Origin of the sequence: Sabulibacter ruber, from assembly GCF_017355955.1 — a bacterium.
Lineage (GTDB): Bacteria > Bacteroidota > Bacteroidia > Cytophagales > Hymenobacteraceae > Nibribacter > Nibribacter ruber_A.
In genome coordinates, this window is the sequence record NZ_JAFFID010000001.1 from 2459373 (window position 1) to 2473174 (window position 13802).

A 13802-nucleotide genomic window follows, 5' to 3' on the forward strand; every position below is an offset into this window, starting at 1 on the left:
CGGGGCCCCGTCTTCCGCGCTCGCGCTGCTGTTTTAGCCTTGGCCAGCAGGCCTGCCGCATGCGCGGCACCAGGTCTAAAACAAAGGCGCTCACCCGAAAGACTGGAATAAGGGAAAGTAGTAGAAGTAGAAGCAGAAGCAGTAATGATGTAATCATGTGATGGTGGAACCGTAGAGACAAGGCAGTGCCTTGTCTCTATCACGCATTGCCTTACATGGTTCAAGTCTGTGACTTGGACCTACCATGATGGCAGTTTGCAACTGCCGTGAGGCTAAGTTTTGAAATACGCTTGCTGATCCGCTGGCGCGAGCCTCCGGCTCGTGTCCGCACGCATTCCAGAAAAGCTTCGTTAGATACTAAGGGTACTCTCATCAATTAACTCAAAACCTTTCTGTACTTCCTGATTGTCAAGATTTCTAAACTGCGTTCCCAACCGCAGAGTCCCCCTTTGAAGGGGGTGAAGGGGGATGTTTACACCCGCTGAACCTACTTCCATTTTCAAGCTCTTTTCTACAAAAAAGAGCTAAAACAGAAATCCACTTATCAATACTTCTACTTCCATATAAACAGAAAGCGCCTCTTCTGCAAGCAAAAGAGGCGCTTTCAATTCTAGTTTATTCCAATCTAAGTCAGCTTTTTGAACTGCTTCTGGTAAGCCTTGTTCAGCTTTTTCAAATCCTTGTTGCCAGCAGTGTAGGTGTTGGCCAGTTGCTTGTAATCCGCTTTGGGGTTGGTTTGGGCGTCTCGGGTGGCGAGTTGCTGGCCTACTTGTTCCTGCAGTTGGTTCAGGTTGTATTTGGTGTACTTCAGGGAAACCAGGCGTTTTACCAGGTCTAAGGAACCAGCGGCATCTCCGTTGGACGCAGTGTGCCGAGCTGCCTCAGCTACGAAGGCTTTGTTCTCGTGGGCCATGGCAAAGGTGAGCAGGGGCTGGTGCCCGAGGCCGAAACGAGTCACCTCGGTTTCTTCAAAATGGCGGCTGGCTTGCTGATATATTTTCACAGCTTCGGCCATGTTGTTCTGGCTGATCAACTCATTAGCTTTCTGCAGCAGCTCCTGATAATGGGCCGGGGCATCAATGCGGGTCAACTCCACATCGGCGGTAGCGAAGGAAATGGCGCAGCCTCCGTTTTGTTTGGTGGCGGCAATGGCTTTATCCAGTTCGGCGGCAGCTTGGGCAAACTGGCGCTGCCCGCTCAGTTGCAGAGAGCGTTGGTAGTGCTGGTCATAGGTAGCCTGGGCATTGGCACACTCCTGCGAGAAGATGCCTTGGCTCAGGGCCCGGAACTTACCATCCAGTTCTTTGTCGTTCACCAGTCCGTACCGGATCTGCAGGTTGGTCACCTCTGACGCGATGGTGCGGGCTTGAGGCAGTTTGTTCGAACTGGCTTGCAGTTGTCCCTCGGCAATTTTGGTTAGGATTACCGGACGGGCGGCCTGCCGAAGCAGTTTCTCCGCATCGGTTTGCGGGGTCAGGTTATACTCGCTGGCCAGGCTTTTCCCTTTCTCAAAGGCTGTCAATGCAGCACTGTATTGCTTTGTTTGAAGTGCTTTGCGGCCCTCGGCCATGTAGCCCAGATAGAATTGCTGCTGCACATCGCGCATTAACGTGGTAGCGGCGGCATCTGAGTCAATGGCGGTTTTGTTGTTGCGGGCGTACTGCTGGGCTTCCTTGGCCAGTTTCTCAGCCTGGCTCAGGTTTTTCTGGTTCAGAGCCTGGCGACCGTCTTGCAGCAAATCGTCGTAAATCCCGTTTTTGGCGAAGACAATGCCTTTCTCCCACAACTCTGCCCGGCAGCGTAGGCTGGAAATGCTTCGGCAGAAATCCTGGGCTTGCTCAAACTGCTCCAGCGCCTGGCGGTATTTGCCCTGGTTGTTCAGTTGCTCACCCTCCTGCACGTACTCGTTCTGGATGTCCAGCGCCAGTTCCTGCCCAAACCGATAGGTCTCCGGATCAACCTGCATGCGGTTCAAAAGATCACGGGTGCGTTGGGCGGCTTCTTTCAGGTAACCAGCTTTGAAGTCCAGGCGGGCCAGTTGCAGGTGCGCCGGCGCAAAGGCGGGGTTGGCCTGCAAAGAGCGCTCAAAGAACTCCCGCCCGGCCCGGGTGTTGCCGTTCATGGCCAGTTCCAGACCACGGGTGTAGTAGATCTCGGGCAGGCGCGCCCACATCTGATCCAGGGCCAACCGGCGTTCTCTCATGCGCACTTCCAGGTCTTTTGCCCGACGGCGTAACTGCACCGGGTCATGCCGGTTCAAGCCTAGTTCCCGCTCCATGCGGCTGTCGTATAATTGGCTCAGATCCCGCTCCAGGCTCTTTAACCGATCGCCGTGCACGGCAAGATGGTCTATGTCATTGGGGTTGATGGTCTGCAGTCCCCGGGAAAGTTCGGCTAACCGGGCATCGGCGGCATAGTATCGGTCTACCAGGGTTAATCGGTTCCGCACGGCACCGTCATTCCCCGCAGAAAAGCCGAGCTTTTTCTCCACCACCCGCAGTTTGTATCCCACAAAATCTGAGGTGTCTTTTAAGGTAGTCTGCACCAGCATGGTGGCGCCATCTTCGCTGATGTGCTTGTTGGAAACATCAAAAGTCTGCAGCACTTTGTCTTCGCGGCCCAGCAACTGCACCCTGGCATTGATCACGGTGGGCGTTAATGCATCAGCAAAATCGAACTCCCGGAATAGCACTTGTTCCCGCACCCGCACGTTCCGCACCGAGGCGTTCACCGTTACCTGGCCTCCGGTACGCGTGATTTTCTCCTGCTGCTCAAATTCCACGGGTAGCACCAGTTTCCCCGACCGGTGATGGTTGTCTCTCCCCAGTTGCTGCACTAAAGCATTCAGTTGCGAATTGGCGAAGCTGGAAATAGACATCGTTTCCTGCCGGTTCTGCTCATAGAGTACCTTGGTTGAAGACTGCGCCTCGGCCTGCCCGCTCCAGAAGAGCAGCGAAACGAAGAGGAAGGAGAGTAAGCGTGCTTTCATAATATTAGCAGTTTCTGATATTCAGCAAAAGGCAAAATCCGTTCCAGAAACATGGCCGGAAGAACCTTTATTTAGAAGATGCCGTCACGCCTCTTTCAGTTGCTTTCCCTTCAGAAATTAGTTGCGTGTAAAATGGTGTTTTAAGGGTGTTTTGCGGAAAATAGGTTCTAAACCCAAAGGTAAGACACGCAGCCCGCCAGTCTCCCCTAGTTTGATGCGGTTAGGATTTCTAAAAGTTTGAGGTATCGTTGCGAATCTCTATAGAGTTGGACCAGCAGGTGTAAACATCCCCCTACCCCCTTCAAAGGGGGACTTTCTTAATAGAAGACCTCACAGGTTTTCAAAACCTGTGAGGTCTGAGGCGTTCCTACCAGCGTATTCCCCAATTCCAGTCTTTCGGGCGAGCGCCTTAGCAGGTTCCGGTGCCGACAGGCATTGCGACCGCCAGGGAGCAAAGGAAGCTGGTACAGCGCGAGGCGGGAAGACGGGGCCTCGCGGCCGTGAGCGCATATCGGGAGCGATGCAAAGAGCCGCTCATAAATCCATAGACAAGCCGCTGCTACGCCAGCATCAGCAGGTTGCAAATACGGTTATTTACAACCCACTCACCTGTTTATTCTTCGGATACTTCACTACATACCGAAGGGTGCGCTTCACCGTCTCATTCGGCTTCACCGATACTTGCCAGGTGACTTTCCCAGAATCTTTGTCCAGTTTGCCGCCGTTGAGGTCCACATCTTCCAGCTCAATCTCAGAGGTAGTGCTCATGGGAATCTGGTCTTCCAGGGTGATGGTCACCGGCTGGGCTTTGGTGTTCCGAAGGCTGATCTCGTAGCCAAATTGTTCTTTGATGTTGCTGCCAAGGGTGGAGCGTTTCTGGTAATCTTTCAGGCGTTCGCGCTGCACCACCACGTTCTGGTCCCGGCCCAAAGAAAGGGTAAGCGTATCGCGGGTTTGCTCTGGGTTGAGGAAGGATTTACCGGTGAAAGTGCCCGCCAAAAACACGTTGGCCTCGCCGGGCAACAGTTTCAGGTTTTCCCAATTGGTCAGGTAGGCCACCAGAAACGCCGTAGGGTCCAACTTAGGCACAACGGTGTGGGCGTAAGATGTGGTAAGGCTATGCTGCTGGATGTCTACGGTGTGCGGCTTCCCGTCTGACGGCACACTGAACGGAATCCCAATTTTGAACTCGGCGGCCAGGGTGGTGACCACGGCCTTGGTGAATTCTGAAATACTTGCTGATGCGGCGGCCATAGGTTTCTCTTCTACGGCATAACCGGTCACTGCCACTTCACCTAACTCTCTGCTATCATCCCGTTTTGACCTGCTCACCTGTACTCCCGCCGCTCTGCCTTGCAACATGTCGCTAATTGATTTAGGCTGCACAATTCCTAATTGCTGAGGAAATAAATCCGGTTTCTGCGCTCCTTCAGCCGGATTAGTGGTCGCTAAAGTCAGTTGCACGTTGTCCCAGTTCACACCGGTGTTCTGCCGCACGTTGGCCTTGTATTGCAATTGTACCGGTCCCTGGTTGCCGCTAGCCCTGAGGTCATAGATAGGTTCCCAACCAGCATTCAGCACTAAGTAGGTTACTTCTAATCCTACCTGGGCACGAGACTGCGCCTGCACTGCCACAATCACGCGGTTGTTCGCTTTTTGGTTCTGCCGGGTTTGGTTTACCTGGTTGTTGAACTGGTCCTGCCGCTCCCGCAGGAAAACTAATTGCAGGTCTACTGCCTGAATTTCTTTCCGGATGGCCAGTAAACGGGTGCGGTAATAATCCGCTACTTCTTTGAGGCGGGCCGCGGTGAGTCCGGTTTGGGAGCCGCCAAGGTTCTGGTTGGCCTGCAGCAAAGCCTCCTCCTTCTCTAAGACCTCGCGCTGATCAGTAAGCGTTCTGATGCGTCCGTTATAGCTTTGTAGCGAGTCCTCCAGCCGTTGCAGCTCGCGGGGCTTGGTGGCGTTCTGCAGGAAATTCCGCTCGTACCGCACCGAGAGCAGCGTCACGCTGCCCGTGGGGTTTACCTGCACGCTGTGCTCGTCCAGTTGCGCGGGCAGTCCTTCCAAAACCAGTTCGGTTACGCCCGGCTCTACGGAGGTTCTTCCGGTATTGGTCACTTGCGCGCGGTTCAGGAACACGGTTACGGCTTTCACCTGGGTGTTCATCATTTCCTGTTTTTGCGCCGAAACAGGAAAAACAAGCCAGAAACAGCTTACCAGAAGGCCGAGGCCAACGCGAATCAGGGTCATAAAGGGCAGGTTTAGGGTAGAAAGTACAGCACGTTAGAACTACAAAGGAAACATTTCTGCTGGAATCTTTCCCCCGGATTGCCTTACCTTTGACCGTTTTAAATGAATTTGCGCATGTACTCTTACCAACGCCTTTTTGACTTCTCCCGCAAGATATTCCTGGCCATCGGCTGCCCCCCAGATGACGCCCAAACCGCCACCGAAACCCTTCTTTCCGCTGATCTCCGCGGCGTAGACTCGCATGGTGTAGCGCGCCTTATTGGCTACGTACGCTTATGGGAAGCGGGCCGCATCAACGCTACGCCCAACGTGCGCATTGTGCACGAGACGCCCAGTACCGCCACCGTGGACGGCGACGGCGGTCTTGGCCTGGTAGTGGCTCCAAAGGCTATGCAGATTGCGCTGGAGAAAGCCAAAGTGGCCGGTACGGGCTGGGTGAGCGTGAAGAATTCCAACCATTACGGCATTGCCGGGTACCACGCCATGAAAGCCCTGGAGCACGACATGATTGGTTTGGCTATGACCAACGCCAGTCCGCTCGTGGCTCCAACCTATTCCCTGGAAAGATTGCTGGGCACCAACCCCATTGCCGTGGCGATTCCGGCCAATGAGCAGCCACCCTTCGTCGCCGATCTAGCCACCACCACCGCCGCCAACGGCAAACTGGAGATGCTACAGCGCAAGAACCTGGAAGCGCCCCTCGGCTGGATTCAGGCCGCCGATGGCTCGGCCTCCGTTAATCCGCATGAACTGAAAGACGGCGGCGCGCTGCTCCCGCTGGGCGGCGATACCGGCAGCCACAAAGGTTATGCGCTGGGTGCGGTGGTAGACATTTTCTCGGCGGTCTTATCCGGGGCCAACTACGGGCCGTGGGTACCGCCGTTCGTGAGTTTCCTGGCGCCGCCCGCAGATCCGGTGGGCGAAGGCATTGGGCACTTCTTCGGGGCCATGCGCGTAGACGCCTTCCGCCCCGCCGAGGACTTCAAACACCACATGGACAACTGGATTACCCGCTTCCGGAGCTCCAAAGCCAAAGAAGGCCACCAGGTCCTCATCCCCGGCGACCCGGAGCGCATATTTACCGAGCAGCGGATGAAAGAAGGCATTCCGCTGCTTCCGCCAGTGGTGAAGGATCTGGAAGGCTTGGGCAATAAGTTTGGGGTGACGTTGTAAAGGAATCAGAAACATCTGAAAAGAGACTATGCGCTTGCTTTTCCATTACCTGAAAGTTTACACTCTGATTCTTTTCAGGAAACACGGCTGTTCCACGCTTTCAATTCTTAGTGCTTACACCAAACTGATAATAAATGCTCACTTTCTAGATAGAAGAGAAAAGCCTTCGGCTAGTCCCCGTATGACAGTTCTGTTCAGAAAGCAAGTTCTATTCCATAGCTACATCTTTCTTGTCAATCAATTTGAAGAAATCTTTGTTTTAGATTGCTACCGGAGTCAGTTACGCACCAATAAGAAGGTCATTATAGATGGCGGCGGCCATTTGGGTATGGCGGTCCTGTACTTCACAACCGTCTACCCTACTGCCAAGATAGTCTCGTTTGAACCAGACCCTAGTTCTTTCAAGCTTCTGCATCAATTCATTACCCTGAATGGCTTACACCAGGTGACTATAGTCAATGCTGCTCTTGCCCACACTTCGGGCAAAATATCCTTCCATACCTATTCAGAAACCTCCGGAAAACTGGACGCTGGACTATACAACACCCAAAGCGCCTCGGTTTCAATTGAGGTTCCGGCAGTAACACTTTCAGATTATCTTTCTGAACCTGTGGATTTGCTGAAACTAGACATTGAAGGAGCTGAAGTAGGTGTGATTCAGGAGTTAATCAATAGCCATAAAATTTCTCAAGTGCGGGAAATTGTGATGGAGTTTCACCCGAGGATTAACAACAATTCAGCAAGTCTGATAGATCAACTGAAAGAATCGGGGTTTGAAGTACAGGCATTTGATTCCTCGGTGCTGTATGAGTCCACTTCAGATTACTTGCTTCGCTTTTATAGGACAACTTAGTTTAGAGTAGAAGCCTATTATCAATCAAGTGTAGGTCTCACGCAGGTAAAAATGAATTTCATAAATCCATATACAAGTATATACTTTTGCCAAGAAGAATTACGAACAGCTTATAACATCCCTTTTTACAAGGAGGTTATTTGGGTATTTCTAAAATGCCTTGATAATAGGCTTAAGTTATTTAAGCATAGAGTTAACATCCATATTTCTGACAGAGAAGAACTTTTAAAAACAAGGAGGTTTGGGAGTATCTATGAATATTTTGTCAGAATAGACCAGAATACTTTTACTCAACTAGATGAACCCACAAAGCGGAGCGTTCTGCTTGATGTTGTCCATAGAGCCTTTTTAGAACTTGCCGATTGCCACGGCTGGGACAAAGAAGCTATCAACTCAGCTTATGAGCATGCTAAGCGAGAAGGACTTTACTTTTACTCCCAAACAAAATCAAAGACAAACCGGAGCAAATCACTGACTGCTTCTCTCCACTTTGAATTAACCGGGAACACCCTCACTTTCTCTTCTCATATCACCGATCTCCGAAATGGGTCAGTTCAAAAGGTATTTCTTCTAAAGACAGATGAGGATCATTTTTCCTGGTGGAGAAGAATAAAAGACTTTGGCTGGTATGATAACCAAAGGTTTGGCCTCAAATTATTGAATGGGGAATTATGGATTGTAAACAATACTGCCTCAGGAGAGATTGAGGAAATCATAAACCAGAATAAAAAAGAAATAAAAGAGATTAACCAGATGTTGTTCTTCCTCAAAGAACCTCCTTTTATTCCAAGGTAAACGTAACCGCCCCTTCATTAACAGAAGGGGCGGTTACGTTTTAAGCTTCTTTTAAGTGAAATAGGCCGAAATTGATCATGCTGTACTTTCTCTATCTTAACCGCAAGTTCTTCGCCATTCTCCGGCTCACCCAGTAATTTACCGCCGCAAAAAGAAGAACAAAGATGATCAGTTCCCAAAGGCCCGGGAAAGTGGAAGGGCCTTCTTCTACTTTCAGCACATCCTGCCCCAAGCGGTACACTATATTCCCGGCCCAGTGCGCTCCTACGGTGTACCACAGGTTTTTGGTATAGACCAGCGGAATGGTCAGCATGATGCTTAGCGCGAACAGATACGCCAACGCAGCGAAACCGTCATCAAGGGAATGGATGTGGTTCAGGACGTAGACGGCGGAAGACACCAGTACAAACCCCCACTTGCTCAACTTCCCTTGCAAATGGCCAAACAGGTAACCCCGGGTGAGAATATCCTCGGCCAGAGAAGGCAGAAACGTACCCACCGCGAAAAGCAACGTTTGGGTGAGTACCGTGGCGGTATCGGGTACCAGGCTCACCACCTCAATGCCCATCCACAGCCGCACCGCTAAGGCCAGTCCGTTTACCAGCAAGCCCAGCGACAAGCCTACCAGCAGCAGCAACGCGTACTTTTTGTTGAACTGCATGCCCCAGGCTTTCAAACCCGGGAAGCCCTGTAACCGGGCCACCACATAGGCTACCGGCACCACGGCCAGCATCAACCCCAGGAACAGCGGAATATGCTGGTGGAAACGCATGGCATACTCAGCGGCATGATATGTGAGGGCCAGGGCCAGGTAACCGGCCAGAACAGCCCCCCACGAACGACGGCTAGTAATACTAGTAATAGGAGACGAGGTTGTTTGCACGAGCGGCATCTTTTCAATAAGGTTTGGTTGGGAAGGTTAGATCGGTTTCAACGCAAATATAGAGGTATTCTGATATTGCTTCCACGCACGTTCTCAGGAGCTAACAGATCAAACCTAAGACAACAAGCCAGAACATAGTCTTGCCCCTATGTTTCAAATTCGCTACCTTATCCAGCTCATTCCGTTTAAGGCTTACTTTTCCAAAAACATGCGCAAAACGCTCCTCTCCTTTCTCTTCGCTTTTCTGGCATTTTCCCACATCTGGGCCCAAAACAAACCCGCAGCCATCGCCGGCAAGACCGCTGGCATGCAGAAGTTCAGCGGCTATTTTCCGTTCTACTGGGACGAGGCCACCGGCCGCATCCTGCTGGAGATTGACAAACTAGACCAGCAATTCCTCTACGTGAACTCCCTGGCCGCCGGCCTTGGCTCCAACGACATCGGGCTGGACCGCGGACAGCTGGGCGGCGAGCACGTGGTGTATTTCCATAAAGTTGGCCCCAAGGTGCTGCTAATTGAACCCAACCAGGGCTACCGCGCCATGAACGGCAACCCAGCCGAGGAACAGGCCGTGGCCCAGTCTTTCGCTCAATCCGCGCTGTGGGGCTTCAAGGTGGAGGCCACCGAGGGAGACAAAGTGCTGGTTGATGCTACTCAATTTCTGCTCCGCGATGCTCATGACGTGGTGGGCAGCATCAAGCGCAGTCGGCAGGGCTCTTACCGGCTGGATGCAGATCGCTCGGTTATGTACCTGCCCCGCACCAAGAACTTTCCGCAGAACACCGAGTTTGAGGCCACGCTCACGTTTGTGGGCGGTGATGACGCGGGCGGTTTCGTGCGCAGCGTCACACCCTCGGCACAAGCCATCACCTTGCGGCAGCACCACTCCTTCATCCAACTACCGGATAAAAATTACACGCCCAGAGCCATGGACCCGCGGGCTGGCTATTTCGGGATTGAGTACATGGATTTCAGCACGCCCGTTGATGAGCCCATCGTGAAGCGGTTCATTGCCCGGCATCGGCTGCAGAAGAAGAACCCGGCTGCGCCGATTTCTGAGGCCGTAGAACCCATTGTGTACTACGTAGACCATGCCGCGCCAGAACCTATCAGAACCGCTTTACTGGAAGGTGCCCGCTGGTGGGCGCAGGCGTTTGAGGCCGCAGGGTACAAAGACGCGTTCAAAGTGGAAATCCTACCCACCGACGCTGACCCCATGGATGTGCGCTACAACGTGATTCAGTGGGTGCACCGCAGCACCCGGGGCTGGAGTTACGGGGCCTCAGTCACCGATCCCAGAACTGGCGAAATCATCAAAGGGCACGTGAGTCTGGGATCGTTGCGGGTGCGCCAGGATTTCCTCATCGCCGAAGGTCTGCTGGCTCCTTATGAACAAGGCAAACCGACTAATCCCGAGATGATGAAAATGGCCCTGGCCCGGTTAAGACAGCTATCAGCGCATGAGCTGGGCCACACGCTGGGCATCATGCACAACTACGCCGCCAGCGTGAGCAACCGCGCCTCTGTGATGGATTACCCGCACCCTACTGTGAAACTCACCTCCAACGGGCAGATCGACTTGTCTGATGCCTACGCCGTGGGCATTGGCGAATGGGATAAACTGGCCGTGACCTACGGTTATCAGGATTTTCCGCAAGGCACCAATGAGAAACAAGCGTTAGACCAATTACTGCGCGCCGGCCACCAGAAAGGCCTGCAATTCATCTCGGACCGCGACTCACGGGCTCCCGGCGGAGCGCATCCGCAGGCCCACCTCTGGGACAACGGACCTAACGCTGCCGAGGAACTGAGAAACGTACTCGCCATCCGGCAGAAGGCACTGGAGCGTTTCGGGGAAAACAACATCAAACCTGGCGTGCCGATGGCCATGCTGGAAGACGTGCTGGTGCCCATCTACAATTACCACCGCTACCAGGTAGAAGCTGCCGCCAAAGTAGTAGGTGGCCTGAACTACACCTACGCCTCCCGCGGCGACGGACAACTGGTCACCGAGTTCGTACCAGAAGCAGAGCAGCAGCGCGCCTTGGATGCCCTGCTCGCCACGTTACAACCCAACGTACTCACCCTGCCGGAGAAGATCATCTCCGCCATCCCACCACGCCCAGCGGGTTGGTCGCCCACACGGGAATTGTTTGACAAACGCACCGGCCTCACCTTTGACCCACTGGCCGCCGCCGAAGCCTCCGCTGATTTCACGTTGTCCTTCCTGTTCCATCCCGAACGCGCTGCCCGTCTGGTAGAACTGAAAGCCCGCGGCAGCAAACTAGGTCTGGACGAAGTCTGGAACCAGGTAATTGAAGAGACATGGGCCAAACCCGGCTCGGGGCTAGACGGCCAAATCCAATTGCTCACCCAACAACTGGTACTCACACACCTCCTGGCGCTCTCGCAGGATGAAAACACGGCCTATCCGGTTCGGGCCGCCGCCCTTTTGCATTTAGAGAACTTAGAGAAAACAGCCAAGAAACAGGCTAAGTCCTCAAACGAGGCAGTGAAAGCCAATGCCCTGCTAGCCTTAGACCGCCTGAAAAAACCCGTAGAAGCCAAGCCGCAACTGCACAAAGACCTTCCGCCCGGCGCCCCCATCGGCTCTGGCGGAGTTATTGGCTGCGAATAACGTTTTACCCCCGTTTTCCCGAAAACAGGTTAAAATCCCACTTCAGCCGGAGTGGGATTTTTGTTTGTGGATACTCTAGCTGATTCCTCCCACTTTGGTAAGTCCGCATCCAATTTCACCTTGCACGCATTCTGTCCCCCTTTGAAGGGGGTGGGGGGATGATTATCTCTTGCTGATAATCGCGTTTAGATCTAATTCTCAACTATGGCGCGGAAGTTACTTCCGTGACTTCTTCACCCGTCTCTGCAGGGCCCGGAAGTAACTTCCGCGCCATAGTTGCCATAGGTAATTCTCTGCAGGTGTATCATCCCCCTACCCCCTTCAAAGGGGAACGATATGCGTGATTGATTAAAGATTTAACCCTATCGTTGGACCCACATCTATATAGAAAAAACCTAATCTTATCGCTTGGAAATGCGGGTCAAATCCTTACTTTTAAGTAGTTAACAATTAACCTCTTCCACCGTGAAAAGACGCGATTTTCTCCAGCTTTCCGGCCTTGGGCTTGGTGCCCTGATGCTGCCGATTCCGCTTTTGGGCCACGATATTGCCCCCGAAGCGATGCTCGCTCCCATGGAAGTGGCCCAGAAGAAACAGATTGCCGATGCGGCCCTCAACGCGGCCAAATCCAAAGGCGCTTCCTATACAGATGTCCGGATTGGCCGCTACCTGAACCAGTACCTCATCACGCGGGAAGACAAGGTGCAGAACACCGTCAACACCGAGTCCTTCGGGGTGGGCGTGCGCGTGCTAGTGAACAATACATGGGGTTTTGCCGCCGCCGATGAAGTCTCACCCGCCGGAGCCGCCAAAGCCGCCGAGTTGGCCGTCGCCATCGCGAAAGCTAATTCTAAGCTGCAAACCGAGCCGGTGCAACTGGCGCCGCAGCAAGGCTACGGTGAGGTGAGCTGGAGAACGCCCATTGAGCGCAATGCCTTTGAAGTGCCGCTGAAGGAGAAAGTAGACCTGCTGCTGGGTGCTAACTCGGCCGCCATGCAAAACGGGGCCAACTACGTGAACTCGGCCTTGTTTCTGGTAAATGAGCAGAAATACTTCGCGTCTACGGACGGTTCTTACATTGACCAGGACGTTCACCGCATCTGGCCGGTGCTCAACGTCACGGCCATCGACCAGAAAACCGGTAAGTTTGAAACGCGGCAGTCGCTCAGCTCGCCCCGGGGCATGGGCTTTGAATACCTGAGTGGCCGCGCCGCCGACAAGTACAAAGGCATCACTACCCGCTACGGCAACTCCTATGACATGCTGGAAGACGCCGTGGCCGCCGCCAAACAGGCCAAAGAGAAACTCACGGCTAAATCGGTGCTGGCGGGTAAATATGACTTGGTGCTGGACCCTTCGCACTTGTGGCTCACCATCCATGAAAGTGTAGGGCACCCGCTGGAACTGGATCGCGTGCTGGGCTATGAGGCCAATTTTGCCGGAACCTCCTTCGCCACGCTGGACAAGTGGAAATCCAAAACTTTCAAATACGGCAGTCCGCAGGTGAACCTCTTCGCCGATAAGGTGCAGCCGGGTTCTCTGGGCGCGGTGGGTTACGACGATGAAGGCGTGAAAACCAAACGCTGGGATCTGGTGAAAGACGGCGTCTTGGTGAACTACCAGGCCATCCGGGACCAGGCGCACATCATCGGGGAGAAAGAATCGCACGGGTGCTGCTACGCCGATAATTGGAGCTCAGTGCAGTTCCAGCGCATGCCCAACGTGTCTTTGGCGGCGGGTAAGCAGAAACTGAGCGTGGATGACATGATCAAGAACGTGGAGAAAGGCATCTACATCATAGGCGACGGTTCTTTTTCCATTGACCAGCAGCGCTACAACTTCCAGTTCGGCGGGCAGCTGTTCTACGAGATCAAAAACGGCAAAATCGTGGGTCCGCTCAAAGACGTGGCCTACCAGAGCAACACCCAGGAATTCTGGAACTCCTGCGCCGCCGTCTGTGACGAGAGCGATTACCGTTTGGGCGGCTCCTTCTTCGACGGAAAAGGCCAACCCATGCAGGTAAGCGCGGTTTCGCACGGCTCCGCCACCACCCGCTTCAACGGCGTGAACGTGATCAATACCGGAAGAAAAATCTAAAGAACTTTCTACCTGTGTTGATCAGTCCTGAGTTCTGAGTGCATAGTCCTTAGTCAAATTCTACAACTCAGGACTATGGACTCAAGACTCAAAACTTACAACAAGTAGTTTCAACATACATCAG

Annotated in this window: 8 protein-coding genes; 5 read left to right on the forward strand and 3 right to left on the reverse strand. The window is 53.3% G+C overall.

All coding sequences use genetic code 11. From position 1 onward, the window contains the following. Nucleotides 1–625: 625 nt before the first annotated feature. On the reverse strand, nucleotides 626–2989 hold the full coding sequence (locus JT719_RS10025; RefSeq protein ID WP_207432870.1) for a tetratricopeptide repeat protein: 2364 nt from the start codon (nucleotides 2987–2989) through the stop codon (nucleotides 626–628). 594 nt (nucleotides 2990–3583) lie between these two features. Then, on the reverse strand, nucleotides 3584–5239 hold the full coding sequence (locus JT719_RS10030) for a DUF4139 domain-containing protein (RefSeq protein WP_207432871.1): 1656 nt from the start codon (nucleotides 5237–5239) through the stop codon (nucleotides 3584–3586). Nucleotides 5240–5341: 102 nt separating this feature from the next. Between JT719_RS10030 and JT719_RS10035 the strand changes: the two genes are divergently transcribed. The 3 genes from JT719_RS10035 to JT719_RS10045 are packed head-to-tail and all read left to right on the forward strand — an operon-like array spanning nucleotide 5342 to nucleotide 8060. Continuing rightward, nucleotides 5342–6412, forward strand: coding sequence for an Ldh family oxidoreductase (locus JT719_RS10035; RefSeq protein WP_242693124.1), 1071 nt, complete (start codon nucleotides 5342–5344; stop codon nucleotides 6410–6412). 28 nt (nucleotides 6413–6440) lie between these two features. Further along, nucleotides 6441–7265, forward strand: a complete 825-nt coding sequence (locus JT719_RS10040; protein ID WP_207432873.1) for an FkbM family methyltransferase — start codon at nucleotides 6441–6443, stop codon at nucleotides 7263–7265. A gap of 51 nt (nucleotides 7266–7316) precedes the next feature. Continuing rightward, nucleotides 7317–8060, forward strand: coding sequence for a hypothetical protein (locus JT719_RS10045; protein WP_207432874.1), 744 nt, complete (start codon nucleotides 7317–7319; stop codon nucleotides 8058–8060). Between the two features lie 91 nt (nucleotides 8061–8151). On the opposite strand, the gene JT719_RS10050 is transcribed toward JT719_RS10045, so the two are convergent. After that, on the reverse strand, nucleotides 8152–8952 hold the full coding sequence (locus tag JT719_RS10050; RefSeq protein WP_207432875.1) for a CPBP family intramembrane glutamic endopeptidase: 801 nt from the start codon (nucleotides 8950–8952) through the stop codon (nucleotides 8152–8154). A 199-nt stretch (nucleotides 8953–9151) separates the two neighbouring features. On the opposite strand from JT719_RS10050, the gene JT719_RS10055 reads away from it, so the two are divergent. Both JT719_RS10055 and JT719_RS10060 read left to right on the forward strand, forming a co-directional pair. After that, nucleotides 9152–11581: a zinc-dependent metalloprotease gene (locus tag JT719_RS10055; protein WP_242693125.1), complete on the forward strand. Its 2430-nt coding sequence runs from the start codon at nucleotides 9152–9154 to the stop codon at nucleotides 11579–11581. Nucleotides 11582–12046: 465 nt separating this feature from the next. Further along, entirely contained in the window at nucleotides 12047–13678 is a 1632-nt protein-coding gene (locus JT719_RS10060) for a metallopeptidase TldD-related protein (protein WP_207432877.1), read from the forward strand. Nucleotides 13679–13802 lie beyond the last annotated feature (124 nt).